Annotated in this window: 30 protein-coding genes; 16 read left to right on the plus strand and 14 right to left on the minus strand. The window is 65.7% G+C overall.

Annotated elements, in window-relative coordinates; all coding sequences use genetic code 11:
• Positions 1 to 14 precede the first annotated feature (14 nt).
• Both cls and IM543_09145 read right to left on the minus strand, forming a co-directional pair.
• Positions 15 to 1,403 (minus strand): cardiolipin synthase, encoded by a 1,389-nt coding sequence (gene cls / locus IM543_09140; GenBank protein ID QOY95974.1) that lies wholly within the window; start codon positions 1,401 to 1,403, stop codon positions 15 to 17.
• Complete coding sequence (locus tag IM543_09145) at positions 1,400 to 3,517, minus strand: site-specific recombinase (GenBank protein ID QOY95975.1); 2,118 nt, start codon at positions 3,515 to 3,517, stop codon at positions 1,400 to 1,402. The genes cls and IM543_09145 overlap by 4 nt, the downstream gene beginning before the upstream one ends.
• 126 nt (positions 3,518 to 3,643) lie before the next feature.
• On the opposite strand from IM543_09145, the gene IM543_09150 reads away from it, so the two are divergent.
• A complete protein-coding gene (locus IM543_09150; GenBank protein ID QOY95976.1) occupies positions 3,644 to 4,480 on the plus strand; it encodes a branched-chain amino acid aminotransferase in 837 nt (278 codons plus the stop codon).
• Positions 4,481 to 4,697: 217 nt separating this feature from the next.
• Here the strand turns inward: IM543_09150 and IM543_09155 are convergent, their stop codons facing one another.
• From IM543_09155 to IM543_09170, 4 genes are all read right to left on the minus strand, one after another.
• The gene (locus tag IM543_09155) at positions 4,698 to 5,366 is read right to left on the minus strand and encodes an OmpA family protein (GenBank protein QOY95977.1); all 669 of its coding nucleotides are present in this window, start codon (positions 5,364 to 5,366) and stop codon (positions 4,698 to 4,700) included.
• Between the two features lie 119 nt (positions 5,367 to 5,485).
• Positions 5,486 to 5,632 carry a lmo0937 family membrane protein gene (locus IM543_09160; protein ID QOY95978.1) on the minus strand — a complete coding sequence of 49 codons (147 nt, stop codon included), beginning with the start codon at positions 5,630 to 5,632 and terminating at the stop codon, positions 5,486 to 5,488.
• Positions 5,633 to 5,755: 123 nt separating this feature from the next.
• On the minus strand, positions 5,756 to 5,983 hold the full coding sequence (locus IM543_09165; protein QOY95979.1) for a hypothetical protein: 228 nt from the start codon (positions 5,981 to 5,983) through the stop codon (positions 5,756 to 5,758).
• A gap of 178 nt (positions 5,984 to 6,161) precedes the next feature.
• The gene (locus IM543_09170) at positions 6,162 to 6,875 is read right to left on the minus strand and encodes a glycine zipper 2TM domain-containing protein (GenBank protein QOY95980.1); all 714 of its coding nucleotides are present in this window, start codon (positions 6,873 to 6,875) and stop codon (positions 6,162 to 6,164) included.
• A 227-nt stretch (positions 6,876 to 7,102) separates the two neighbouring features.
• On the opposite strand from IM543_09170, the gene IM543_09175 reads away from it, so the two are divergent.
• On the plus strand, positions 7,103 to 7,831 hold the full coding sequence (locus IM543_09175; GenBank protein QOY95981.1) for a Crp/Fnr family transcriptional regulator: 729 nt from the start codon (positions 7,103 to 7,105) through the stop codon (positions 7,829 to 7,831).
• A gap of 70 nt (positions 7,832 to 7,901) precedes the next feature.
• Here the strand turns inward: IM543_09175 and IM543_09180 are convergent, their stop codons facing one another.
• The 3 genes from IM543_09180 to IM543_09190 all read right to left on the minus strand — a co-directional run bounded on the left by IM543_09180 (position 7,902) and on the right by IM543_09190 (position 10,637).
• A complete protein-coding gene (locus IM543_09180; protein ID QOY95982.1) occupies positions 7,902 to 8,123 on the minus strand; it encodes a glycine zipper 2TM domain-containing protein in 222 nt (73 codons plus the stop codon).
• 21 nt (positions 8,124 to 8,144) lie between these two features.
• The gene (locus IM543_09185) at positions 8,145 to 8,420 is read right to left on the minus strand and encodes a BON domain-containing protein (GenBank protein ID QOY96592.1); all 276 of its coding nucleotides are present in this window, start codon (positions 8,418 to 8,420) and stop codon (positions 8,145 to 8,147) included.
• A 153-nt stretch (positions 8,421 to 8,573) separates the two neighbouring features.
• On the minus strand, positions 8,574 to 10,637 hold the full coding sequence (locus IM543_09190; GenBank protein ID QOY95983.1) for an AsmA family protein: 2,064 nt from the start codon (positions 10,635 to 10,637) through the stop codon (positions 8,574 to 8,576).
• Positions 10,638 to 10,829: 192 nt separating this feature from the next.
• Between IM543_09190 and IM543_09195 the strand changes: the two genes are divergently transcribed.
• The 6 genes from IM543_09195 to IM543_09220 all read left to right on the plus strand — a co-directional run bounded on the left by IM543_09195 (position 10,830) and on the right by IM543_09220 (position 14,032).
• Positions 10,830 to 11,252: a DUF4398 domain-containing protein gene (locus IM543_09195; protein ID QOY95984.1), complete on the plus strand. Its 423-nt coding sequence runs from the start codon at positions 10,830 to 10,832 to the stop codon at positions 11,250 to 11,252.
• Between the two features lie 84 nt (positions 11,253 to 11,336).
• The gene (locus tag IM543_09200) at positions 11,337 to 12,257 is read left to right on the plus strand and encodes a DUF4398 and OmpA-like domain-containing protein (protein QOY95985.1); all 921 of its coding nucleotides are present in this window, start codon (positions 11,337 to 11,339) and stop codon (positions 12,255 to 12,257) included.
• Positions 12,258 to 12,285: 28 nt separating this feature from the next.
• The gene (locus tag IM543_09205) at positions 12,286 to 12,819 is read left to right on the plus strand and encodes a ferritin-like domain-containing protein (protein ID QOY95986.1); all 534 of its coding nucleotides are present in this window, start codon (positions 12,286 to 12,288) and stop codon (positions 12,817 to 12,819) included.
• A gap of 43 nt (positions 12,820 to 12,862) precedes the next feature.
• Positions 12,863 to 13,216, plus strand: coding sequence for a DUF883 family protein (locus IM543_09210; GenBank protein QOY95987.1), 354 nt, complete (start codon positions 12,863 to 12,865; stop codon positions 13,214 to 13,216).
• 57 nt (positions 13,217 to 13,273) lie between these two features.
• Positions 13,274 to 13,621: a phage holin family protein gene (locus IM543_09215; GenBank protein ID QOY96593.1), complete on the plus strand. Its 348-nt coding sequence runs from the start codon at positions 13,274 to 13,276 to the stop codon at positions 13,619 to 13,621.
• 24 nt (positions 13,622 to 13,645) lie between these two features.
• Positions 13,646 to 14,032, plus strand: coding sequence for a hypothetical protein (locus IM543_09220; GenBank protein ID QOY95988.1), 387 nt, complete (start codon positions 13,646 to 13,648; stop codon positions 14,030 to 14,032).
• A 268-nt stretch (positions 14,033 to 14,300) separates the two neighbouring features.
• Here IM543_09220 and IM543_09225 read toward each other — a convergent pair whose 3' ends face one another.
• The 3 genes from IM543_09225 to IM543_09235 form a co-directional block, all read right to left on the minus strand.
• On the minus strand, positions 14,301 to 14,609 hold the full coding sequence (locus IM543_09225) for a hypothetical protein (GenBank protein QOY95989.1): 309 nt from the start codon (positions 14,607 to 14,609) through the stop codon (positions 14,301 to 14,303).
• A gap of 89 nt (positions 14,610 to 14,698) precedes the next feature.
• Entirely contained in the window at positions 14,699 to 15,091 is a 393-nt protein-coding gene (locus IM543_09230) for a hypothetical protein (GenBank protein QOY95990.1), read from the minus strand.
• Between the two features lie 118 nt (positions 15,092 to 15,209).
• A complete protein-coding gene (locus tag IM543_09235; protein ID QOY95991.1) occupies positions 15,210 to 15,674 on the minus strand; it encodes a glycine zipper 2TM domain-containing protein in 465 nt (154 codons plus the stop codon).
• Positions 15,675 to 15,922: 248 nt separating this feature from the next.
• On the opposite strand from IM543_09235, the gene IM543_09240 reads away from it, so the two are divergent.
• The 3 genes from IM543_09240 (at position 15,923) to IM543_09250 (ending at position 18,191) form a co-directional block, all read left to right on the plus strand.
• Entirely contained in the window at positions 15,923 to 16,471 is a 549-nt protein-coding gene (locus tag IM543_09240) for a hypothetical protein (GenBank protein ID QOY95992.1), read from the plus strand.
• An 82-nt stretch (positions 16,472 to 16,553) separates the two neighbouring features.
• Positions 16,554 to 16,871 (plus strand): BON domain-containing protein, encoded by a 318-nt coding sequence (locus IM543_09245; protein QOY95993.1) that lies wholly within the window; start codon positions 16,554 to 16,556, stop codon positions 16,869 to 16,871.
• A gap of 45 nt (positions 16,872 to 16,916) precedes the next feature.
• Positions 16,917 to 18,191 carry an AI-2E family transporter gene (locus IM543_09250; GenBank protein QOY95994.1) on the plus strand — a complete coding sequence of 425 codons (1,275 nt, stop codon included), beginning with the start codon at positions 16,917 to 16,919 and terminating at the stop codon, positions 18,189 to 18,191.
• A 93-nt stretch (positions 18,192 to 18,284) separates the two neighbouring features.
• Here the strand turns inward: IM543_09250 and IM543_09255 are convergent, their stop codons facing one another.
• Together IM543_09255 and IM543_09260 are read right to left on the minus strand one after the other, a co-directional pair.
• Entirely contained in the window at positions 18,285 to 19,235 is a 951-nt protein-coding gene (locus IM543_09255; GenBank protein QOY95995.1) for a YihY/virulence factor BrkB family protein, read from the minus strand.
• Between the two features lie 115 nt (positions 19,236 to 19,350).
• Entirely contained in the window at positions 19,351 to 20,382 is a 1,032-nt protein-coding gene (locus IM543_09260) for an OmpA family protein (GenBank protein ID QOY95996.1), read from the minus strand.
• A gap of 403 nt (positions 20,383 to 20,785) precedes the next feature.
• Between IM543_09260 and IM543_09265 the strand changes: the two genes are divergently transcribed.
• The 5 genes from IM543_09265 to IM543_09285 all read left to right on the plus strand — a co-directional run bounded on the left by IM543_09265 (position 20,786) and on the right by IM543_09285 (position 24,829).
• Positions 20,786 to 21,400: a winged helix-turn-helix transcriptional regulator gene (locus tag IM543_09265; GenBank protein QOY95997.1), complete on the plus strand. Its 615-nt coding sequence runs from the start codon at positions 20,786 to 20,788 to the stop codon at positions 21,398 to 21,400.
• A gap of 230 nt (positions 21,401 to 21,630) precedes the next feature.
• The gene (locus IM543_09270) at positions 21,631 to 22,398 is read left to right on the plus strand and encodes a glutathione peroxidase (GenBank protein ID QOY95998.1); all 768 of its coding nucleotides are present in this window, start codon (positions 21,631 to 21,633) and stop codon (positions 22,396 to 22,398) included.
• A gap of 1 nt (position 22,399) precedes the next feature.
• Positions 22,400 to 23,311 (plus strand): zinc-dependent peptidase, encoded by a 912-nt coding sequence (locus tag IM543_09275; GenBank protein ID QOY95999.1) that lies wholly within the window; start codon positions 22,400 to 22,402, stop codon positions 23,309 to 23,311.
• Between the two features lie 89 nt (positions 23,312 to 23,400).
• Positions 23,401 to 23,958, plus strand: coding sequence for a hypothetical protein (locus IM543_09280; GenBank protein QOY96000.1), 558 nt, complete (start codon positions 23,401 to 23,403; stop codon positions 23,956 to 23,958).
• 127 nt (positions 23,959 to 24,085) lie between these two features.
• Positions 24,086 to 24,829 (plus strand): SDR family oxidoreductase, encoded by a 744-nt coding sequence (locus IM543_09285; protein QOY96001.1) that lies wholly within the window; start codon positions 24,086 to 24,088, stop codon positions 24,827 to 24,829.
• Positions 24,830 to 24,831 lie beyond the last annotated feature (2 nt).

The following is a 24,831-nucleotide window of genomic DNA, read 5'->3' on the forward strand; positions in this document are numbered from 1 at the left end:
GCGCGCTAGCCTGCTTAAATCCAGTATTCGGCCAGCCGGCCCATGAACTCGCGCAGCCGGTCCTTCCACGGCCGGTTGCGCCACTGTTCCAGCGTCACCTGCTTCGAATCGCGCAGGTCTTCGTTGAAGGCGCTTTCCATGTCGCGCCCGAAGGCCGGGTCCAGCACCACCACATTCAGTTCGTAGTTGTGGATGAAGCTGCGGCGGTCGATGTTGGCCGAGCCGATGGTCGACCAGATGCCGTCGATGACCGCGGTCTTGGCATGCAGTACCGCGACCTGCAGCTGGTAGATCTTCACGCCGCCCGCCAGCAGTTCGTCGTAGAAGGCCTGGCCGGCATACTTGATCAGGTCATGGTCGGACACCCCCGGCAGCACCAGCTTGACGTCGACCCCGCGTTTTGCCGCCGCGGTCAGGGCGTCGACGATCTGCCGGTCGGGCACGAAATAGGCCGAGGTGATGTGGATCGACTTCCTGGCCTCGTTCATCGCCACCATCAGCGACTTGTAGATCTCGGAATCGCGGTCCGGCGAGGTGGCCAGCACGCGCATCACCTTGTCGCCCGCAGGGGTCAGGCGCGGGAAGTATTCGCCGGGGGGAAGCTCGCCGGCGTCCTGGTGCACCCAGTTGTCGATGAAGGCATACTGCAGCGCAGCCACCGCCGGGCCCTCGATGCGGATGTGGGTATCGCGCCAGCCCACCTGTCTGCTGTCGGCGGTCTCGGCCTTCTGGCGCGAGCGGAACAGCGAGCTGTTGGCGTAGGTTTCGCTGATGTTGATGCCGCCGGTGAAGCCGACCCGGCCGTCCACCACCATGATCTTGCGGTGGTCGCGGTTGTTCAGCTGCCACTTGCCGGGCCGCTTGGTCGGATCGACCGGATTGAAGATCAGCACGTTCAAGCCGGCTGCGCGCATGCCTTCGAAGAATTCCTTGGGCGTGGCCAGCGTGCCGACGCCGTCTGCCATGATGTTGACGACCACGCCCTGGCGGCGCTTCTCCATCAACACCTCGGCGAACTCCAGGCCGATCGGGTCGCGGTCGAAGATGTAGGTTTCCAGGTTGATCGAGGACTTCGCCTCGCGCGCCGCCGCCATCATCTCGCGCATCGTGGCGGGGCCGTCGAACAGCAGGGTCACCTTGTTGCCGGGGATGAGCGGGGCGCCGGTCGCCTGTTCCTCCAGCACCGCCAGTTGCTTGAGGTCGGGCGAGGCGTTGGCCCAGCGCTTGGCCAGCAGCCGCGCCGCCTGTTTCGGCTGCAGCACACCGCGCGGGGTCGCGACCGCCGGCGTCGCTTTGGCCGGATTGTCGGGCAGGGTAGTTGCATCGGGCAAGGTCTTGCACGAGGCGACCACGCAGGCGAAGCCCAGGAAGACCAGGAAGGTGCTCAGGCGTTTGTTGTTCATTTCGTGTCCCTCACGATGAGTTCGCTGCTGGGGCCTAGGTCTTTCGGGCCAAGGAAGAATTCGACAGGTGCGGTAAAAAAGCGGCGGCACAGGGCCTGCACCAGCAGGATGCCGCGCTTGAAGCGAATCTTGCGGGCGCGCATCGCCACCCACAGGGCCAGCCCGAAGCTGACCAGCAGGTTGACGGCGCCGATCAGGGCCACGCCGGCGCCGGCATTGGCGATCTGCTGCCAGGACAGCGCATGGTCGAGGCCGACCAGGGCGGTGGCGAAATTGGCGGTCGAGAAGGCGACGTGACGGATGTCGAGCGGCAAGCCGAGCAGGAAGCCGACGAAGCCGGTCATGCCCAGCATCAGGCCGAAGAAGAAATTACCCATCAAGCCGCCCAGGTTGTGCTCGACATAGACCGAGAAACGCTCGAGGCGTTCGGCCCCCAGCAGGCGGCGCAGGCTGCGCAGTTGGCGCACGCGCTGGGCCATGCGCGTATACAGCGCCTTGTTGTCGTAATACCCCGAGATCAGGCCGGACACGAACAGCCAGACACCGGCGATGGCGGCGTAGAACAGCGCCGCGCCATGGATGGGATCGATGTCGGCAAGCAGGTGATGGGCCTTGGCGGCATCGACCATGTGGTCGCCGTTGATCGTCTTGTAGCCGACCGCGATCGCCCAGGCTACCGGGAAGGCCAGCACCACGTTGCCGAGCACGGCCACCATCTGGCTGCGGAACACCTTGGCGACCAGGGCCGCCAGGCTGTCGACATCGAGCCCGCGGCCGTTGTCGGCTTTTTGCAGCGAGGCCGCGATGTGCTGGGCCGTCATGGCGGGCTGCTTGGTCGCCACCGTGAAATGCAGCACGTAGATCAGGATGAAGCCCAGCGAATAATTCATGCTGAACAGGAAAGCCTCGACCAGGGGCGCCGTGTGCAGGTAGCCCAGCATGATCTTGAACATGGCCATGAAGGCGACGATGAAACCGGCGCCCGAGGCAGCCAGGAACATGTGGCGCAGGTCGCGCCGGGTTTCGGCGACGTAGTGCTCTCCGGTGCGGCTGGCGTTTTCGGTGACGTTGCGCGCCAGCAGGTCGACGTTGTCGCGCAGCAGGTCGCGGATGCGGTATTTGGCGTTGTGCGCCTCGATCAGTTCCTCGGCCAGCGCGATCGCCGCCAGGCGCCGGTCGCTGTTCAGGGTGCCGGCCGGCGTCCCCACCGAACTGGCCAGCGCATCCAGGTCCACCGTCGGCGCGCTCGGCAGTTCGCCGCTGAGGTCCACCAGGTAGAGCAGCTTGTGCAGGCGGTCGATGCTCTGCTGCAGGGCCACCAGCAGGTAGGTCAGGGCCACGCTGGTTCCGCTGTTGAGCGCGCTGCGCCGGATCTTGGCCACGACTCCGGCGCACTGGTCGAGCATCACCAAGAGGTGGCGGGCGTCTTCCGGCTGCTCGATCTTGCCGTCGAGGTAGCGGCCGTACTCGTCCAGGTAGCGGTTGACCTCGATGTTCTGCATCAGGAAGGGGGAGTCGAATTCCTCGATCTCGCTGTAGCTGTGCACCAGGCGCGGCTCCAGGCCCAGGGCGCAGATGCGGCAGGACAGGGTGCGGATCGCGTCCAGCAGGCCCATCAGGGTAACGTAGCGTGCGCGGTCGGAAGTGGCCGGTTCGCCGCTGCGCCCGGGAGGGGGCGGGGCGTCGGAGATGACATCGAACAGGGTCATCCAGTCGGCATTCGGCACCATCCGTATCCAGACCTGGTCGTCCTCGTCGTACAGGACCTGGTCGAGCGCGTCCGACAGGTACAGGTCGTTCAAGGCCGGGGGAAGGAAGCGGTAACTTACCCGCCGCTTGAGTTCGGTGACGAAGCCATCGTTCGACAGGACGCCGATGTCGCTGTACAGGCTGGTATGCCGGCGACTCTCGAGCAGGGTGGTCAGGTAGCGCCGCAGCGCCCAGGCCAGGGATGGATTGGCCTTGAGCAGTTCAATCAGGGTGCGCACGGCTTCCACCGGGTCGTCCGCGTCTTGCCAGACCCAGCGATGACGCGGGCGCAGGCAATCGACCAGTTCGACCAGCAGGTCGAGTCGGTCGCTGTCGGGATCGATCCGTTGGAGAATAGGAAGCATGGGCAATGTTGACTGTGGAAAGCCACAGTGTACGCGAGGCATCGCGGCCGTATGGTTCGCCACCGAACAATGAATCCGCCGAAAGCGGTACACTGCCAGGCTGAGTCAATCAAGATCGAGGAATGCATGTACCTGACTTACTTCAACGGCCAGTGGGCTGAGGGCAATGTGCCACTGTACGGCGCGATGGACCATAGCTTGTGGCTGGGCTCGTCGGTCTTCGATGGCGCGCGCGCGATGCGCGGCAAGCTGCCGGACCTGCGTCCGCACCTCGAGCGCGTGATTGCATCGAGCGAGAAGCTGGGCCTGCGTTGCCCCTTGGGCGTGGACGAGATGGAAGCGCTGGTGCGCGAAGGCGTGGCGAAGTTCCCCGCCGATGCCGAACTGTACATCCGGCCACTGGTGTTCGGCACCGAGGGCTTCCTGGTCCCGGTGGCCGAGGCCAGCCAGTTCGCGCTGACCCTGTTCGATGCGCCGCTGCCGCCGTTTGCCGGTTTTTCGAGCTGCCTGTCGACCCTGCTCCGTCCGCAGCCGAGCATGGCCCCGACCGACGCCAAGGCCTCGGCCCTGTACGCCAACTCGACCCGCGCCATGCGCGAGGCCAAGGCGCGTGGCTTCGACCAGGCGATCATGCTCGATGCCGACGGCAATGTGGCCGAGTTCGCCACCTCGAACCTGTTCATCGTGACGCAGGATGGCGCCGTGGTCACGCCCAGGCTGAACGGCACCTTCCTGGCCGGCATCACCCGTGCGCGCGTGATCGCGCTGCTCGCCGCGGAGGGCGTGCATGTGGACGAGCGCAGCGTGGCGCCGGACGAGCTGATGTCGGCGCGCGAGATCTTCAGTACCGGCAACTACGGCAAAGTAACGCCATGCACCCGCTTCGAGGACCGCACGCTCGACGCCGGCCCGGTGGCGCGCCGCGCGCGCGAGCTGTATCTGGCCTTTACCGAAACCACGTAAGCCCCAGGGTGGGCAGGTTTCCTGCCCACGCGTCCAGCTCCGGCTTGCCCGGCCCCGGCGCATGCACCGGCTGAACACGCGTTCGGCGTCGCCGAACACCCTACTGCCGCAGGGCTTCCCGCAACGGAGCCGCCGGCTGGCGCGCATCGCCATGCCCAATGAAAAAGCCGCCGGGCTTGCGCCGGGCGGCTTCCATTCGAGCAGCTTGGGGCCGGACTCAGCCTTGGGCGCGCTCGGCGACGTAGATCTCGACGCGGCGGTTGCGTGCCCGGCTGGACGCGTCGCTGTTCGAGGCGATCGGCTCGCGCGAGCCGCGGCCTTCGATCGTGATGCGCCCCGGGTTCACGCCGCGCGCGGCCAGGTAGTCGCGGGTGCTTGCCGCGCGATCGACCGACAGCGGCTGGTTGATCGCGTCGGTGCCGGTATTGTCGGTGTGGCCGATGATGGTCACGGTGGTGGCCGGGTTCTCGTTGAGCGTGGCGGCGAAGCGATCCAGCACCGGGCGGAAGTTCGCCTGGATGTCGGAACGGCCGGTGTCGAACGAGACGTCGCTCGGGATGTCGAGCTTCAGGCGGTTGTCGGCGGTCTGGCTGACCTGCACGCCGGTACCGCGCGTGGCCTGTTCCATGGCCTGCTTCTGCCGTTCCATGCGCTGCGACCAGATGTTGCCGATCACGGCGCCGGCAGCGGCGCCGATGGCGGCGCCGCCGGCGGTGCGCTTGCCGCCGCCGCCGCTGGTGCTGGCGCCGACGATGCCGCCCAGCGCAGCGCCGATGCCGGCGCCCTGCGCGGTGCCGCGCTGGGTCGGGCTCATGTCGGCGCAACCGGTGGCGGTGAAGGCCACGAGGGACGCGGCAACCAGGGATTTGCTCAGTTTGGTATGCATGGTGATCTCCTTTAAAAAGCGAAAATCCGCTTCGCGCTCATGCCCGCGGAGCGCGACTGCAGGCATGAGCGTAAAGCGGATCGGGTAGTGCGGAAAATTTGTTCAATGGCGGCCAGTCGCTATATGCCGCGTCCGCTGATCAGGCGCACCAGGATCATGATCACGGCAACGACCAGCAGGATGTGGATGAAGCCGCCGATGGTGTACGAAGTCACCAGGCCGAGCAGCCAGAGAACGATGAGAATGACGGCAATCGTATAAAGCATGATGAAACTCCTTCGCTGGAATCACGCGCTTCGGCGTCGTGATTCCAGTATGCCGCTCGCTGCTGCTGGCCTCTGTACGATGGCGTACCTATTCGACAACTTCCACCAGGACCGCGCGCAGCGTCAGGCGCGACCCTGCTCCTTGCGCAGTCCGGGAATCCAGCCCATGAAGCCCAGCAGGCCGGTAACGCCGATCAGGCAGGTCAGCAATCCGCCGGCCACCAGGAACACCACGTCCTGCGCCTGCAGTCCGCCCGTTGCCGCCTCGCCGGGCGGATGCGCCGACAGCAGGCCGAAGCTTGCCACAATGAGCCCCCAAACGATGATCCCGATCCATGTTGTGCCGTTCATGACGCGTTCCCCCTGAAGTGGTTGGTGTTGCCCCTCGCACTGATAGCGTGCAGCCATTGTCGGGCTAGCTCATCCATTGGTCCGTGCGTTGTCGCACATTGCAAATAAGAAAATTTTCCAAATGCAACAAAGCCGGAAGCCTTGCGGCATTCCGGCTTGCGCGGGACGGACAGTAGCGTCAGGCGACCGAACGCAGGCGGCCCTTCACAATACGGACGCGGTCGCCACTACGCCATGCCGGCGCGCTGCTCTGGCGGAAAGTGCGCAGGGTGCCGTCGTCGAGACGCACGCGGATTTCGTAGCTGGTGGTGGCTTTCATGTTGCCTTCGACCTGGTTGCCGACCACCGCGCCGCCGATCGCCCCGGCCGCGGTGGCGAGGGTGCGCCCGGTGCCGCCGCCGATCTGGTTGCCCAGCAGGCCGCCGATGACCGCGCCGCCGGCCGCACCCACGCCGCTGCCCTCTGCGCGCTGCGTGATGGTACGGACCGTTTCCACGTTGCCGCAGTTCGAGCACCAGTTGCGGCCGGGGGTGGCCTCGGCCTCGGCCACCTGGACCGCTTTGTTCCCCGGCCGGCTCGCCGCTTCGTCATGGACCGGGGCTGCCGACACCGCCTGCGCCGGTACAGCGTTGCCGCCGGCAGGCGCATACGCCCGCGCCGGCACGGCCGGCTCGAGCGGATACGCGACGTCTGCCCCTTGCGGCAGGGTCGAGGCCAGCGCCAGGCGCTCGGCCTCGCTCAGCTGGCGCTCGCCGGTGCTCCCCACGGAGGAAGGAATCCAGCCCAGGATGGCCGCGGTCCCCACCAGTGAGAACAGCAGCACCGCGAGCGCGGCCAGGATCAACAACGGGTGCAGGCGTCCGCCTGCGGACGGAGTGGGTGAGGTGTTCATGGCGCATCCTTTCGGCGTGTACTGGGGAGCCCGGTCGTGTCGAGGCAAAGCCGAAACGCATGCACGACAGGCGGTCTGTTCATTGGCAGATTGTCCACAGGAACAACAAGCGGTTCCGTGCGTCACCGTACATACTCGCTCCGAGCGGGGCGGTTACGCTGGTCCACATTGTTTGCAAATGTATCCGACAGACGGTTCGGGTCATGCAGTCCCCATACGAGAACCCCATGAATTTCGCCGTACCGCCGCCGATTGCCGAACACAACAGCAACCTGCTGCTGGCCGCGCTGCCTCCCCAGGAACTGGCGCAGATCCTCCCACTGCTCGAACCGGTCAGCGTCGCGGTCGGGGAGGTGCTGTGCGAGGCCGGCGATCCGCTGCGCCATATTTATTTTCCGCACGATTGCCTGATTTCCCTGATGGGCGTGGCCGAAGGACGCATGACGCTCGAGGTCGGCCTGGTGGGCCGCGAGGGCATGATCGGCGCCACGGTGGCGCTGGGCCACGACACCACCCAGGTGCGCGCCATCGTCCAGCGCGGCGGCAGCGCCAGCCGCATGGACAGCGCCCGTTTTCGCCTCGAAGTGGCGCGCAACCCCTCGCTGCAGCGCGTCTTGTACCGCTATACCGACACGCTGCTGGCGCAGGCGATCCAGATCGCCGTCTGCAGCCGCTTCCACGTGCTCGAGGCCCGGCTGGCGCGCTCGCTGCTGATCACGCGCGACCGCTTGCGGTCGGATAACTTTCACCTTACTCACGAGTTCCTGGCGCATGCGCTCGGCGTGCGCCGCGTCGGCGTGACCAAGGCCGCCAGCGCACTGCAGCAGCAGGGGCTCATCATCTACAGCCGCGGCAACATCACCATCCTCGATCCGGAAGGCCTGGCGGCGGCATCCTGCACCTGCTACGAAATCGTGAAAGAAGCGGCTGCCCAGCCTTTCCACGGGGTGATGTAGGGCGACCGCCCGCCGAAAACAAACAAGCCCGGCTAGCCGGGCTTGTTTGCGTCGCGGTCTGGAAAAAAGCTTAGCGGGTCTTGCCGACCTGGTTGCCGACCACGCCACCCACGGCCGCGCCGCCGACGGTGCCGACCGCGCTGCCGCCGGTCAGGACGCCACCGATCACGGCGCCGGCGCCGGCGCCGACTGCGGTGCTCTTGTCCTGCTGCGACATGCCGGCGCAGCCGGTCAGGGCCAGGGCTGCGGTTGCCAGGGTTGCGGTCACTGCCAGTTGTTTGATGGTTTTCATAGTAATCTCCTTTACGGTGGGTTATTTCAAGCGTAAATCATTCTTAACGGATTTCACGCCTTTCACGGTCCGGGCAAGTGCTGCCGCGGCCGCTACACTGTCCGCCGAGCTGACGAAGCCGCTCAGCTGCACAACGCCCTGCACGGTCTCGATGCCGAGCTCCGACACCCGCAGCGCCGGATCGCGTCCGATCGCCGCCCTGACGCCGGCGGTGATGGTGGCGTCGTCGACGGCTTGCGCCACCGGTCCTCCGCCACCCGACATCGCGCATCCTGCAAGCTGGCCCAGGGCCAGCATCACTGCCAGGACGGTGGTGCAGCCCAGCCGCTGCCTCAGTTGCTTCTTTCTTTGCTTCATCCGGCGGCAGTGTTCGTCGAGTCCATGTGCACAAGATATGATTTCGGCCTGGGCTGGTCTGTTCGACAACTCACAGTACGGCGCAGGCACGCCTCAGCGGCGCTGGCCGGGTGGCGGCGCTTTCGGTTTCTCGCGCGTTTCGGCCAGCAGGCGTGCGCAGTCGCTGTCTTCGCCCGGGCCGGCATTGATCAGCGGGAGCAGGGCGGCGACCGGCGAGACGGCGGCCAGCGCCAGCGCGCTGCCTGCCTTCATCGCCAGCACACCCTTGTCCACCGACACGTCCGGCTGGCTGAACGGGCCGCGCACGTAGAACGGCGAACGCAGCGAGAACAGGCGCAGTCCCTTGGTCTTCGGGTCGATGCGCAGGTCGAGCTGTTCGTTCGCCAGGTTGATGCTGCCGTTGATGTTGACCAGCGCTTCGTTGGTGTCGACCACGAAGTAGCGCGTGCGCGCAATGCCGTTGGTGACGGCAAAATCGGTGGCCATGCAGTTCAGCTGCACCTGCTTGTCGCCGAACAGCTTGGTGACGATGATGTTGGCCACGTTCAGGCCCATCATCTCGAGCAGCAGCTTGCTGACCTGGCCCTGGTTGATCAGGGTCTTCAGCTCGCCGTTCGAGCCGGCCAGCAGGCTGGACACCGAATTGCCCTGCGCACTCAGGCTGGCGTCGCCGCTGATGCTGCCGACCGAGGCCTGCAACTGTTCGATCTTCGGGAACAGCTTCTTGATCTCGATTCCGCGCGCCGTGATCTTGGCCTGGGCCTTGATCGCCTTCGGTCCTGCGCGGCCGCGGCCGTCGAGACGGATGTTGGAACGCACCAGGCCGCCCGCCATGGCGAATTCGATCGGCTCGAGGTTCAGCACGGCATTGTCCATCTTCAGGTGGGTCGACAGCTTGCTGATCGGGAAGGCGGTATCGCGCACGATGCGCTCCGCGGCGAAGCGTACGTCGGCGTCGAGCGCGTTCCAGCGCTCGGTCTTGAATTCCTCGACCGGCAGCATTTTGCCCTCCGGTTGCACGACACCGGCATTGCGCCGTTTCTTGGCGGCGTTGGAATCCGCACCGATCAGCGGCGCCAGATCGGCGAACACCAGTTGGCGCGAGTGCACCTTGCCCGACAGCCTGGGGCGCGGCCCGCCGGTGACGAACTCGAGGCGCCCGGCGATATCGGAGGCCCCGACCTTGCCCTTGAAATCGTCGTAGACCCAGCGGCTCTTGTCGTCGTCCAGGGTGCCGGTCAGGTGTCCGGAGGTCGAGAACGGCCCGGTGGTGGGCAGCAGGATGCCGGTGAAGCCGTAGAGCTCGCCCATGCTGTTGCCGGCCAGTTCGAGCTTGAGGTCGAGCGCGGCCAGCCTGGAAGGGCGCGTCACCGTGCCCTCGACTGCGATCCGGGTCTTGCCCGAACGCATATCGGCCTGGATCGGATAGGGCGTGCCTTGCTGCTTCAGCGAGAGCACCGCGCCGGCCTTGCCGCCGCCGTCCACCCTGGCGCCGTGATAGGTGCCGTCGAGGGTCCAGCCGACGCCGTAGCGCGGGTCACGCTCCAGCGTGCGGACCTGCGCCGTGACGTCGGCCTTCGTCACGGCGTCCTTGATGTGCACGACGCCGTCGGTCAGAACCACGCGTTCCAGATCGAGTGTCCAGCGCGACTTTTCCGCTTTTTTCCTGAAGGTCCAGTTGTTGCGCTGCTCGTCGAGGCGCAGCAGGTCGACGCGCGGACCGTCGAAGCGCAGCAGCGGAATGTGGATGGTGCGCGCGAGCAGGGCGAAGGGATTGAGCGAGAACGAGAACCGGCGCGCGCTGCCCGAGTCCCGGGCCGGCATGCCGGCCGGATTGCCGATGTGGGTGTCGTTGGCGATCAGGTGCGGCCAGGGAATGTGGTCGCGCCAGGTGCGTTCCGATGGCGCCATGGTCTCGGCGGGGCGTTCCCATTCGACGTCCAGGTCGCCGCGAATCGCGAAGGGACGGTCGATCGCATCGCTCACCCTGGCGTTGATCCAGGGGCGGGCGCGGTTCCAGTCGAAGCTCAGGATGAACACGATGGCGATCACCGGGAGCGCGACCAGGATGCCGACTGTGCTCAGGAGTATTGTCTTGCTTTTCTTGCGGCGCGCCGAGTGACGGCCTTGCGCCGCCGGCTTGTCTGACTCGGCCATGGCGGACTTTCGTGAGTGGAAGGTTCAGGCCAGCTTAGCGCAAAGCCAGCCGGCGCCAATGTGCGCTGCCTAACGCTCTGCCATTGAGCGAGACGCCGTGGGACAGTCAATGTGCGCCAGCGAACCGAAGCGAGGCGATAACAGGTTTATAACGTTACTGAAGACATTTCCTCATCAACAGGAGAACAAGCGATGGACCAACAATACCCGCTCACCCGTTTGCTGAAGTCGCTTGCTACGGCCTCCGCCGTGGCCGGCGTGATGGTGCTGGCCGGTTGTGCCAGCCCGCAAAAGGCCCCGGCGACCGCCGATGTGGCGGTCTCGCGCAATGCGGTCGAGAACGCGGTATCGGCTGGCGCGGCGGAGCTGGCGCCGGAAGAGATCACGGCTGCCCGCGACAAGATGACGCGCGCCAATGCCGCACTGGCCGCCAAGGATTACAAGCTGGCCCGCGAGCTGGCGATCCAGGCCCAGGCCGACGCCAAGCTGGCGCAGAGCAAGGCCAGGTCGGCCAAGGCCACCGCCGCTTCGCAGGCGTTGGACGAAGACCTGCGCGTGCTGCGCCAGGAAGTCGACCGCGCGAATGCGGCGCAGCCGGCCACGATCCAGCAATAAGGATCGGCATCGCAGCCGCAATAACAAGAAGTTCCCTTCGTTGACCGCCGCAAGCCGCGGCGCCCAGGAAAAAAGGACAGACCCATGAAAACCCGTTCCACGATGTCGCTGCTGGCCGCCGCCGTGCTGGCCGCAGCCTGCGCTACCGCCCCGATGACGACGCCGACGCTGGACCAGGCGCGCGCCGATTTCGTTGCCGCCAACAACAATCCGCGGGTATCGCAGTATGCGCCGCTCGAGTTCAAGCAGGCCAGCGACGCGCTCGACCAGGCCAATGCCGCGGCCGCGCGCCGCGACAGCCTGGCCGACGTCGACCGTCTGGCGTATGTCGCCAAGCAGCGCATCGCCACCGCCATGGAGATCGCGAAGGCCAAGGCGGCGGAAGCCGACGTCGCCAACGCATCGCGCGAGCGCAACCAGGTTCGCCTGGAAGCCCGTACCGCGGAAGCCGACCGCGCCAAGCGCGAAGCCGAGGCCGCGCAGGCCGCCGCCGCCCAGGCCCAGCAGCAGGCCCAGGCCGCGCAGCAGCAGGCCGCCGCCGTCCAGCAGCAGAATGCCGCGCTGGCCCAGCGCGCCGCCGTGCTGGAAGCCATGCTGGTCGAGCTGCAGGCCGTCAAGACCGAACGCGGCTATGTCGTGACCATCGGCGACGTGCTGTTCGCCACCAACCAGGCGACCCTGACACCGAACGGTATGTCGAGCTTGCGCAAACTCGCCGATGTCATGTCGCAGAACCCGAACCGCACCGTGCTGGTCGAAGGGTTTACGGATAGTACCGGCAGCTCCTCGTACAACATGGAGCTGTCGCAGCGCCGCGCCGAAGCCGTTGCCTCGGCACTGAGCTCGATGGGCGTGCCGCGTGACCGCATCGCCATGAAAGCCTACGGCGAAGCGTTCCCGGTAGCACCGAACGATACGGCCTCCAACCGACAGCTCAACCGTCGGGTCGAGATCGTGCTGTCCAACGAGAATGCGCAGATTCCGCCGCGCACGGCGGGACGCTGAGCCGGCTCTTCAAGTGAAGGAAGCGTTTATGGAAGAAACAAAACACCTGGCACATGGCTTCGACGTCGCGGCGATCCGCCGCGCCGCGGCCAGGCTCGACGACGGCGCCGTCACCGAGGGCTACCAGGCCGACCGCGAGGCGGTCATCGCCATGCTCAACGATGCGCTGGCCACCGAGTTGCTGTGCGTGCTGCGCTACAAGCGCCACTACTACACCGTAAGCGGCCCGAACACCGGTCACATCAAGGCCGAGTTCCTCGAGCATGCCCAGCAGGAGCAGGATCATGCCGACCGCATCGCCGAGCGCATCGTGCAGCTCAACGGATCGCCGAACTTCAACCCGGCCACCCTGACCGCGCGCAGCCATGCCGAGTATGACGATTCCGACGACGTGCAGGCAATGATCCGTGCCGACCTGATCGCCGAACGTGTGGCGATCGAGTCCTACCGTCAGATGATCCTGGCGATCGGCGACCAGGACCCGACCACGCGAGCCTTGCTGGTCGACATCATGGCCGTCGAAGAAGAGCATGCCGACGACATGCGCGACCTGCTGGCCTGAAGCCAGGCAGCATCCAACAACCACAACACTACCGGAGTAGACCATGCTAGACACCAACCGCAGCAACTTCAAATCCCAGGCCCACGGCTACCAGTTCGACAGCAATGCATCGGACGCCTCGTCGGACGTGAAGGCATTGGTGCGTGACGCCCAGTCGATGCTGACCGCTGCCGCCGCGCTGACGGGCGACAAGGCCGAGGAACTGCGCAATCGCGGCATGGACATGCTCGATCGTGCGCTCGGCCGCGCCGGCCACTACCAGGGCCAGGCCGTGGAAAAGGGCCGGGAACTGGCACACGAGGCCGATGTCTATGTGAAGGACAACCCATATCGTACGCTGGCGCTCGCCGCCGGCGTGGGCGTGCTGCTCGGCGTCCTCCTGAGCCGCAAGCAATAAGCGCGGCCGGGGACTGCCATGCAAAATGACGACACCGTCGTGCATCAACCCGGTTTCATGGGCGGGGTCTCCAGCTTCATGAAGAGCCTGTTCGGACTGCTCGTCTCGCGCCTGGAACTTGCCGCGCTCGAGCTGTCCGAGGTGCGCAAGCACCTGGTCGAACTGGCGGCCCTGTTCGGCGCGGCCATCCTGACGGTCTGGTTCACCATCGCCTACGGCACCGCGACCATCGTCGCGCTGGCCTGGGACGACATGGGCTGGAAGATCCTGCTGATCATGTTCGTCGTGTTCCTGGTCATCACCGGCATCCTGGTGGCGAAGGGCCTGGCACTACTCAAGCAGGACAAGCTCTCCTTGCCGGCGACCATGAAGGAACTGAAGAACGACCGCGACATGCTGCTCTAAGCGGCGACACGAAGGAGGGGAAACATGCACAATCAAGACGGAACGACCGGAATGGCCGGCCACAAGCACAGCCTTGACCCGGCAGTGCGCAAGCAGGAGCTCCTGCGCGAAGGCGAGTTCTTTCGTAGCAGCGCGGTGCACGCGAAAGCGCAGATCCGCCATGGGGCGCGTCCCGAGGTCATGCTGCACGGTGTGATCGACCACGCCACCTGGGCCCTGCGGGCACGTGCCGACGCTCTGCTGAAGCCGACAGGCACCAGCGTGTCGGTCCTGATGCCCTACGGGCTGGCGCTGTTCAATTTTGTTCGACAGCGTAAGATGGGCAAGCCGGTCGGTGCCGCCGCCATCCTGCTTGGCGTGGCCGGCTGGTACTTGAACAAGCGCCGCGTCCAGCAGCAAGGGCTGAGCTGACAGGGCAGGAACGCAGCATTCGTACTGAATATGGTGGGGCTTGAGCGGCGTCGCAATCATTGATTGCACGCCGTTTTTTTTCGGCCTGACGGATGAGCAGGGCAGCAGCCATGCCACGGAGCGCATGCCGCGACGCGAGCCGGGATGCGCGGGGCGCCCTGCCAGGGCAAGGAAGGGGTGTGTGGAGGATGCGCGCCTTGGGGCCACCTCGAATCACCCGTTTTTGGCGTAAGCAATGCCACGCGAAGCGTGATGCCGCATTCCAGCATCAGCTCAGCAGCGTGATGTTCAAAGCGTCCGGCACCTTGGGCCAAACTACTTGTAAAAAGACGAAACGCTTGAGCTTGTAACTGGCGGCCTTGAGCTGCAAGACGAACGTGGTGCGCACAGTCCCCGGACAGCGCAGCAGTTTGCCGCCCATCCGGGCCAGGGCGCCAAACACACGCTCGACACGGATGCGCGGTGTGGCGATCGCGCGCTTGCGCCGTTTCCGCGTCGCATAAATGTGTTTGGTCGCATGAGCGCCGCTGAATATGCTCGTCTCCCCGGCAAACGGACTGATCCGGGGTTTCATCATGACGGCACTTCGCTGCCCTGGTTCGGTGTCACGATTTTACTCAGCGGCAGGCATCTCAGCCGAGGTTTGAAAAGGTGGCCCTGGGCGGCTCAGCGCGCAGGAGTCGGTGGGTTCGCTGTGGCCTGCGTCTCGGTCTGCGCTTGGGCATGCGTAAGATCGCGCTGGTAAATTGCACGGGCTTCCCGCAGGCAGGCAGTGCGCTCGGCAGCCGCTGCCTTCTTGCAGGCGTTCTCCGCTTCCTGCAAGGCTGCCCCGATTTCCTTCTGTAGGGTGCGTAGCCGGGCCTGTGGGCTGCCGTCCTCACGGTACCAGCGTGCCGGGTCGCCCTGGGAGATCTCGCGCGCCTGCTTGGCGGCGGCGAGCGGCGCGACGACGGCGTCGCCATTGGTTCGGGGTGGAGTCGGGGACTGGGCCTGTGCATGCAGGCTGGCGCCCAGCAGGCAGGCGCACAGGCCGCGCATGATGGGGGAAAGATGTCGCATGGGTCCTCCAGCGATCGTGGGCAATGCGCAGATCCCCGGTCCGCTCGGGCCGGACCGGGTGGGGCGGCGCGAGCAAGCCCGTTCTTGCGGTGCCTGCCCGGCGCGCCGATCGCGCCGATCAGTAACGGTAGACGCGGCCGTCGACGATGCGGACGCGGTTACCGACGCGCAGGTCGTAGACGCTGTCCTGGGTCACGCTGCGGTATTCGCCGTTATCCATGCGCACGTTGATCTGGTACTGCTCCTGGCCGCCCGCCTGGCGGTTGCGCTCGACATTGTTGCCGATCGCCGCGCCTGCCACGCCGCCTGCAACCGTCGCCGCGGTACGGCCGCTGCCGCTGCCGACCTGGTTACCGGCCAGCGCGCCGACCACGCCGCCGAGGATGGCGCCGGCGCCGCTGGTACGGTTGCTGCCCTGGCTTACCTGGATCGACTCGATCGTGCCGTAACCCATCGACACGTTGTTGTAGCCGCTGTTGTAGCCATTGTTGGACGCATACGGGCTGGTCGAGGTACTGGCGCAGCCGGTGAGAAGGGCGGTGGTCGCGAGCACGGCAGCAGCAAGGGTACGGGTTGCTTTCATGTTGTTCTCCTGACAAAAGTGTGATTCCAGCTTAGTCACCGTCGCGTTGGGGGTCTGTGCGTTGCCTAACCGTCCTTCCTTACGGTATTGACAAGAAGGGGCGCCGACTTCGCCTGCCGGTCGGCCGCCGGATCGTGCCGCATACAGATGAGTTGTTGTACGAGCGATGCTGTGTTCGGCACCGAACAGAAACCCGGGCTACTGACGTGTAAAACGTTACTGGCGTGTTGACAAATGGAGAATAAAAAATGAAAACATCCCATGCTTTCCTGCTCATCGGCGCCGCGCTCGCCTGGGCCGGCTCTGCGCGTGCCGAGGCTGCGCCCGACGCCAGGGCGGTCTATGAACAGGCCAAGGACACGGCCGAAGCGAACTTCAAGGCGGCCCGTGCGCGTTGCGACCAGATCGCCGGGAATCCGCATGAGCTGTGCGTGGCCGAAGCCCGTGCGGCGCGTGTCCGCACCGAGGAGGAGGCCGAGGCCGCCTATAAGAACACCTTGTCGGCATATACCCGGGCCCGGATGCGCATCGCCTCGGCCAACTACGACCGCGACAAGGTGCGCTGTGCCGCCGTCACCGGCAACGAACGCGACGTCTGCATGGAGCAGGCCAAGGCGACCCTGGTCGCTGTGCAGGCCGATGCCAAGGCCGACCGCAAGAGCATCGAGGCGCGCCAGGATGCGCGCGAAGACAAGCTCGCCGCCGAATACCGCGTCGCCATGGAAAAATGCGACGCCTATGCCGGCGCAGTCAAGGACCAGTGTGTGAACGCTGCCAAGACTGCGTTCGGAAAATGATTTGCGGGCCGGCGTGCCGGTACCGCCCACTTGCCCGCATTGGGCTTGCTTTCGTAGTCTGACTTATCAACAAGGAGCTATCATGAAAATCGCACAACGCCTCGTCACCGCCACCTTCGCTGCCGCCGTCGCCATCACCGCCGTGGGCTGCGCATCGTCGAACCCGACCTCGAAGACCGCCGGCGAATACGTCGATGACGCCGTCATCACCACCAAGGTGAAGGCTGCTTTCGCCGCGGATCCGACCGTCAAGGCCACCGAAGTCAACGTCGAAACCTACAAGGGTGACGTCCAGCTGTCCGGTTTCGTGGCCGAGCCGCGTGACGCGCAGCGCGCCGTCGAAATTGCGCGTGGCGTAAAAGGTGTAACCTCGGTGAAGAACGACATCCGCGTCAAGTAATCCCCCATGCCGGGGCGGCCCGGCTCCATTGTCAAGGCACGATCCATGCAGCCAGCACCAAGCGAATCCGGTGAACTTTTTGTAGAACCTGCTGCGAACGCGCCCGACAATGCCGCTCCGGCGGCGCCAGCCCGAGGCAATCCCGAAGGCGGCGCCGAGCCCGGCCCTGCAGGCGACGAGCTCACGATGCACGTGGGCGGCCTGCGGCTGCCGATTCACGTCAATGCGCGCGGGCTGTCGCTCGGCATCATCGCCACCATTGCCTGCATCTTCGCGCTCCAATGGGCGCAAAAATTCCTGGTGCCGCTCCTGCTCGGCATCTTCATCGCCTATACCCTCAATCCGGTCGTGCGCTGGCTCGAACGCTGGCACGTCAAGCGTGTCATCGGCGCCACCCTCGTGACGGTCCTGATCATGGGCGCCCTGGGCGGCACCCTGTACCGCTTGCAGGACGAATTCTTCAACATCATCGACGAGCTCCCGGCCCTGACGCACAAGGTCACCCGAATCCTGACCAACAGCAGCGGCCAGCGCTCCACCATCCAGCAAGTGCAGGCGGCAGCGGCCGAGATCGAGCGCGCCGCCTCCAACGCGACCGGCGGCGAAGAGCGCCACGCCATCCAGAAGCGGACCCAGTCCGTGCCCGCGGCGCAAGCCGAAGGCGGATCGAGCATCCGCGTGATGGATTGGGTGCTGGTCGGGTCGGTGGGCCTGGCCACGTTCCTGTCGCAGGCGACGATGGTGGTGTTCCTGGTGTTCTTCCTGCTGCTCGCGGGGGACACCTTCAAACGCAAGCTGGTCAAGCTGACCGGGCCATCGCTGACGCGAAAGAAAGTAACGGTCCACATCCTGGACGACATGAATAATGCGATCCAGAACTACATGTTCATGCTGCTGGTCACCAATGTCCTGCTGGCCTTGCTGACCTGGGCGGCGCTGCGCGCCATCGGACTGGAAAACGCCGGCGCCTGGGCCGCCTTCGCCGGCGTGGCCCACGTGGTGCCGTACTTCGGGCCGCTCCTGATCACCTTCGCGACCGGGGCGGTGGCCTTTTTCCAGTTCGAGTCGCTGCGCATGGTGATCCTGGTCGCCGGCGCCTCGCTCGGGATCGCCACGCTGGTCGGCATGGTCGTGACCACCTGGATGACCGGCAGGATCGCCAAGATGAATCCCGCGGCCGTGTTCGTGAGCCTCTTGTTCTGGGGCTGGCTGTGGGGAATGTGGGGCTTGCTGCTGGGCGTGCCGGTCGTGGTGGTGCTGAAAGTGGTGGCGGAGCGCGTCGAGGGGATGGAAGTGCTGGCGGAGCTGCTGGGCGAGTAAGCCCCCTGGGGGCGACATGCCCCGGGGCGTCCAGGCAGCGCATCGGTCGGCCAGGTGGACCCCGACGCCGTGCGTGCCTGAACGCCCTTCGCCTCAGCCGGTGCGCCCGTTCTTCCAGGTGGCGTCCGGTTCCATCGCTGCCGCCTTCTTCTTGTCCCCGGTCTCGTGCGCCGGCTTGTGCTTCAGGCTCCCCATCTTGAGCGCGTACTGGCGGGCGAACTCGGCCCCCAGAAAGAAGATCTGCGCCGAGTAATACACCCACAGCAGCAGGGCGATCAGCGAACCTGCCGCGCCGAAGCTGTCGGTCGTGCCGCTATTGCCGATATACAGGCCGATGCCGAACTTTCCGAGCGTGAACAGCAGGGCCGTGCCGAGCGCGCCGATGGTCACGTCGCGCCAGGACAGATGGATGCGCGGCAGCAGCTTGTAGATCACCCCGAACAGGGTTGCGATCACCAGGAAGCTGAAGGCCCAGGCAACCCAGCCCATGACCACCGCGGCTTCCTTCCACATGCCGCCGATGTAGCTCTCGACCACCGCCAGCGCGGCGCTGACCACCAGCGACACCATCAGCAGGAAACCCAGCACCAGGATCAGGCCGAAGGAGAGCAGGCGGGTGCGCACCAGGTTCCAGAAGCCGGCGTCCTTCGGCTTCGGTACGTCCCAGATCTCGTCCAGGCTGTCTTTCAGCTCGGAGAACACGGTGGTGGCGCCGATCAGCAGCAGCACGGTGGCGACGATGGTGGCGATGAAGCCGGTGTCCTTGTTCTGGGCGCCGGCCAGGATGGTCTGGATCGTCTCGGCGCCCTGCGGCCCCACCAGGCCGCGCAGCTGGTTCATCAGCTGGCCCTGGGCCGCCTCGGCGCCATAGAAGAAGCCGGCGACGGCGATCACCAGCACCAGCACCGGCGCCAGCGAGAACAGGGTATAGAAGGCGAGCGCGGCGCCTTTGCTGGAAGCCCGATGGTCGAGCCACTCGGTCACCGCGCAGCGCATCACATGCACCAGCTGGCGTGAATATGGAAGCCAATTTTTAACAGCCATGTCTCATCCTTAAATTGAAAAGGGGGCCGCAGCCCCCTCGTGTCACACGGCGGCATTCATGCCCGGCCTTCGCGCCGCACGTCGCGGCAGGGAAGCGGGCATGCAAGGCCGGCTTTTACTGAACGCGCTTTTCGATGGTGATCTGCTCGACCTCGACGCGGCGGTTTGGCTCCAGGCAGTCGATCAGGGCCTGGCGATTCTTCTGGTCGCACTGGACCAGCGGGTTGGCTTCGCCCTTGCCATAGGCCTTCAGGCGGTTGCCGTCGACGCCCTTGCTGACCAGGTAGTCACGCACGGAGTTGGCGCGGCGTTCCGACAGCTTCAGGTTGTATTTCTCGGAGCCCAGGCGGTCGGTGTAGCCGGTGATGTCGACGTCGGTGATGCTCGGGTCGGCCTGCAGGGCTGCGGCGATCTCGTCCAGTTTCGGCGACGGCATGATGAGGTCCGACTTGTCGAACTCGAACAGCTTGGTGGCTTCGAGGGTGATCTTCTCGAAGCGCGCGGGCGGCGGGGCGACCGGGGCCGGGGCGGGCGCCGGGGCCGGGGCTTCCATGACCGGGGCAGGTTCCGGTGCCGGTGCCGGCGGCGCCGGCGGCGGGTTGAAGGCGTAGTTCAGGCCGATGGTCAGGTATTTGTTGTTGCTGCGGCGGAAACCGAATTCTTCGTGGTCGCGCAGGAAGCCGCGCACTGCGCGTAGGTCGGCCTGCAGCGACCACTGGTCGGTGAGCGATGCCTGGAAACCCAGGCCTGCGGTGAGATACGGAGAATTCTTGGCGACGTTGCGCAGCGGGTTCTGCACCTTGTCGCGTTCGAAGCCCAGGCCGAGCAGCACGAACGGACGGAAGCGTTCGCGCGAGAACATCAGCAGGGCGTCGGCGCCCAGCAGGGTCTGGCGGTAACGGGCAGGGCCGTCCTCGAAGCGCACCTGGCTGCCGCCGAACTGGATGTCCCACATGGGCGACACGGCCTTGCCGAACTTCAGGCCGCCGCCCCAGTCGCGGTCGTCCACACCAAAACGGCCGTCCGCCTTGGCGTGGATGACACTCGGCTGAATGTACCACGACGGATTGATCGTTTCTTGGGCCATGGTGGTGCCGGCCGCGCATAGCATGGCGGCGGCCAGGGCGATCTTCTTCGTATTATTCACAGGTAACTCCCATAAGGTGAAGGTGGATGACATCGCATGCCGTGACACACATGTTGGATAAAGAATAACAGTCCAAGTTCCGCAACCTCGGTGCGGTACCGCACCCATCCCGGGCCTGTTGTGCGATTTTACAACAGTGGTAAAAAAACCACGTCACCTCACCTCCGCACTGTTTTGGTGCGTTTTTATTTGAAGAAATGAGCATGGGAAAAAAGTTCCTGGCAAGCAGACTTATCAAGAATGCTTTCAGGAATGTTCTTGAATGTTGGATGGCGCACAGACCATCGATGCCGACGCAGGCAATCTTGAGGCCAGTTAAGCGGAACCGAAGTGTTGTCAGGGTGTCAAACGACACACAGCGACCCGGACCACACAGTCTCACTCTATAACGGAGCTCACCAATATGCATGCAACGACCCATCACAACGCGGTGCAAGGCGACATCGGCGCAGTGCACACTTCCAGCAACTCTGCGCTGATCGAACGCGTCCCCCCGCAACCAACCGAGCGTGCGCCGATTTCGCTGGCGCCGATCGAACGAGTCCGTTCGACCTCGGCCACGCAGCGCCGGATCGAAAACATGCAGAAGCTGATCAACGAACTGTCGACCCACGAAATGCTGGCCGATGAAATCGCCTGGTTCCTGAAGTTCTCGCCGTCGGGTGCGCGCAAGTACATCCGCGACCTGCGCGAAGCCGGCGTCATCGAACTGGCCCGCTACATCGAGGGCACCGCCACCTACCTGGGCAAGGCCGTGTACCAGATCTGCCCGGACCAGGAGCGCGTCAAGGCCTTCCTGGCGGCGATCTGCCAGCCGAAGCGCGAAGGCGCCGCCCCGCGCAAGGAGCGCCCGGGCCTGCGCGAGCAGAACATGGCCGGCAGCGGTCGCCATTTCCACATCCTGGCGGACGACACCCACTACGCGATCCGCGTGAACCGCAGCCCGGTGTCCCGCGATCCGCTGGTCGCAGCACTGTTCGGCCCGGCTCCGACCCAACCGGCCAAGGAACGCGCCTGATAAGCGCCCCCGGTTCGCCGCGGTAGAGACCCGCGGCAGGTACCGGTCCAGACGATCGCTGTCGTCGCTTCAGCCGCGCCCCGTGCGCGGCTTTGTTTTTTTCGGTGCTGCCTTGCGTCCATGCTTTTCGGGCGAACAATTATTTATGGCGGAAGCGTTGAAATCCGGTCAACAAGCCTTACCTCCCTCCCAACGCGGCCGAGACTGCCGCATCATGGAAAGGAAGACCGATGTCAAACAGCTTAGCATTACCGACTGCGGAGTCCCTGCAGGGCAGGCCGGTCCCCCGCGCCACGTTCAAGACCCGCCCCGACGACCAGTGGCGCGACATCAGCACCGACGAACTGTTCAAGGGCAGGACCGTGGTCGTGTTCTCGCTGCCCGGGGCCTTCACGCCCACCTGTTCGTCGACCCATCTGCCGCGCTATAACGAGCTGGCGCCGGTGTTGCGCCAGAACGGCGTCGACGACATCCTGTGCGTCTCCGTGAACGACGCCTTCGTGATGAACCAGTGGAAGGCCGGGCAGGACGCCGCCAACATCACCGTGATCCCGGACGGCAACGGCGACTTCACCGAAGGCATGGGAATGCTGGTGGACAAGCGCGAGCTCGGCTTCGGCAAGCGCTCGTGGCGCTACTCGATGCTGGTCAAAGACGGCGTGATCGACAAAATCTTCATCGAGCCGCAGCGCGAAGGCGACCCGTTCGAGGTTTCCGACGCCGATACGATGCTGAGCTACATCAACCCGGATGCAAAGATTCCCGAGCCGGTCGTCATGTTCTCGCGGCCCGGCTGCCCGCATTGTGCGCGCGCCAAGGCCACACTGCGCGAGAATGACATCGTGTTCACCGATATTGCGGAAGACCAGACCATCACGACCAGTGTGCTGCGCGGACTCACCGGCCGCCTCACCTGGCCGCAGGTATTCGTTGGCGGCAGGCTGATCGGCGGCGCCGACGAGGTGCTGGCCTGGGCCACGTCCCCGCAGGAAGGCTGAGATGGAAGGAATCCTTGCCGGCCTGGCCGCGGCCGGGCTGCTGGTGGCGTGGCTGCTGCCGAAGTGGCGCCTGCGCCGGGCCCTGGCGCGCCCGCTGGACGCCGGCCTGGTCGCGATCCTCGAGCGCAACCTGGCCCAGTATGCCGGCATGGATGCCGAACAACAGCGCCGCCTGCAAGGCCTGGTGCAGCAGTTCCTGCACGAGAAAGCCTTCGTCGGCTGCGCCGGTCTCGAACTCACCGACGAGATGCGGATGACCATTGCCGGTCAGGCCTGCATGCTGGTGCTGGGGCGCACCGGCGATGTCGGCGAGGATGGCCCCGCGAGCCTGTATCCGTCGCTGCATGCGGTGCTGGTCTATCCGGGCGCCTTCATGGTGCCGCGCCGCGAAGTCGACGCCGCCGGCGTCATCACCGAGCAGCGCCAGGACCTGCTGGGCGAGTCCTGGGGCGACGGCCGCGTGATCCTGTCCTGGGACCATGTGCGCCGGGCCGACAGCGCGGCCCACGACAGCGATGCGCCGGACCGGCATAACGTGGTCCTGCACGAGTTCGCCCACCAGCTCGACAGCGAGTCGGGCAGCACCAACGGCGCGCCCTACCTGGGCAGTACCGAGCGCTACCGCAGCTGGTCCGAGGTCCTGTCGCGCAACTACGCCGCGCTGCGACGCGACGCGATGTGGGGGCAGCGGGGCGTGCTCGATCATTATGGCGCCAGCAGTCCGGCCGAGTTCTTCGCGGTGGCCACCGAGAGCTTTTTCGAGCAGCCATGGGCGCTGGCGGCGCGCCATCCGGACCTGTACGGCGAATTCCTGAAGTATTTCAGGGTAGATCCGCGCCACTGGATGCCGGAGCCCCAGCCGGTCGTCGAGGAAAGCTTCGGCACCCAGGTGGTGTACGGGCAATGGCGCTGACAATCTGCGGCAGCCTGCGTGCGGCCGCGTACAGAGCAAAGCCGGCTTGCTCGGCATAGTTGAGCCAAACAGATCCAGGAGAAATCGTCATGTCCACCATTATTGCAGGGCGTTTCCAGCTTCAGGATGAGGTCGACAGCGCGCGCAGCGCGCTGGACGCCGCCGGCTTCGACGCGGGCCGGATCAGCACGTTCTACCTGAGCCAGCCGGGCCAGCACGACGAAACCCCGATCGGCGGCGACCATATCCAGTCCCCCGGCGCCAAGGAGACGCCGGAGGGGGTGGTGCAGGGTGTCGCCACCGGCGGCGCAGTCGGCGTGGTCATCGGCGCCGCCACCGCGCCGCTTACCGGGCCGCTGGGGCCGGTCGTCGGCGGCCTGGTCGGCGGCCATGTCGGCTCGCTGTTCAGTTTTTCCAAGATGAAGGAACGCGGCGAGTCGGAGGAGGGCAGTACCGAGAACCGCATTCCGCCGCGCGAAGCCGGGATGCTGGTGGCGGTGGCCTTCGACGACGCCGGCATGATCGACCGCGCGGTCGACGTGCTGCGCCAGCTCGGCGCCCACCATATCGAGCGTGCCGAGGGCAATATCGTGGACGGCGACTGGGCCGATTTCGATCCCGACAGCCGTCCCGAGCTGATTGCCTGAGGCGGCGGGCATGGGCCCGGGCTTGATCTTGGTCAACAAGCTGCAGGGGGCGCCTCCCTACACTCGGTAGTTCACGTCGCGCCGGTTCTACCGGCGGGCGTGCACCACCATGTTCAGGGGACCCTTCATGACCAAACGCGTCGCCCTCGTTACCGGGGGCATGGGCGGACTCGGCACGGCCCTGTGCCGCCGCCTGCATCGCGACGGCTTCACCGTCGCCGCCACTTTCTCGCCGTCCAACCACTACCACCACGAATGGCTGGCCAGCCATCGCCGCGACGGCATGGACTTCATTGCCGTCGAGTCCGATGTGGCCGATTTCGATGGCGCGGCCGACGCCGTCCGGCGGCTGCTGGCACATGCCGGCCGCATCGACGTGCTGGTCAACAATGCCGGGGTGGCCCGCAGCCGCCGCATGGGCGGCATGGGGCTGGACGACTGGCATGCGGTGATGGGGGTGAACCTCGACGGCGCCTTCAATATGGCGCGCCATGCGATCGCGCCGATGGTGGCGCAGTGCTGGGGACGGATCGTGAACATCGGCGCCGTCGACGCCCAGCGCGGCGCCATCGGCCAAGCCAATTTCGCCGCCGCGAAGGCCGGCCTGCACGGGCTGACCAAGGCGCTCGCGCTGGAGTCGGCGCGCCACGGGATCACCGTCAACACGGTCTCGCCGGGCTACCTTGACACGCGCACGATGCACGACGTATCGCCCCAGGTGCTGCACGAACGCATCCTGCCCCAGATTCCGGTCGGACGCCTGGGGCGGCCGGCCGAGGTGGCGGCGATGGTGTCCTGGCTGGTGTCGGAACAGGCGGGTTTCGTTACCGGCGCCAACCTGGCGATCAATGGCGGCCAGCACATGTACTGAGC

Origin of the sequence: Massilia sp. UMI-21 (assembly GCA_015277795.1) — a bacterium.
Taxonomy (GTDB): Bacteria; Pseudomonadota; Gammaproteobacteria; order Burkholderiales; family Burkholderiaceae_D; genus Telluria.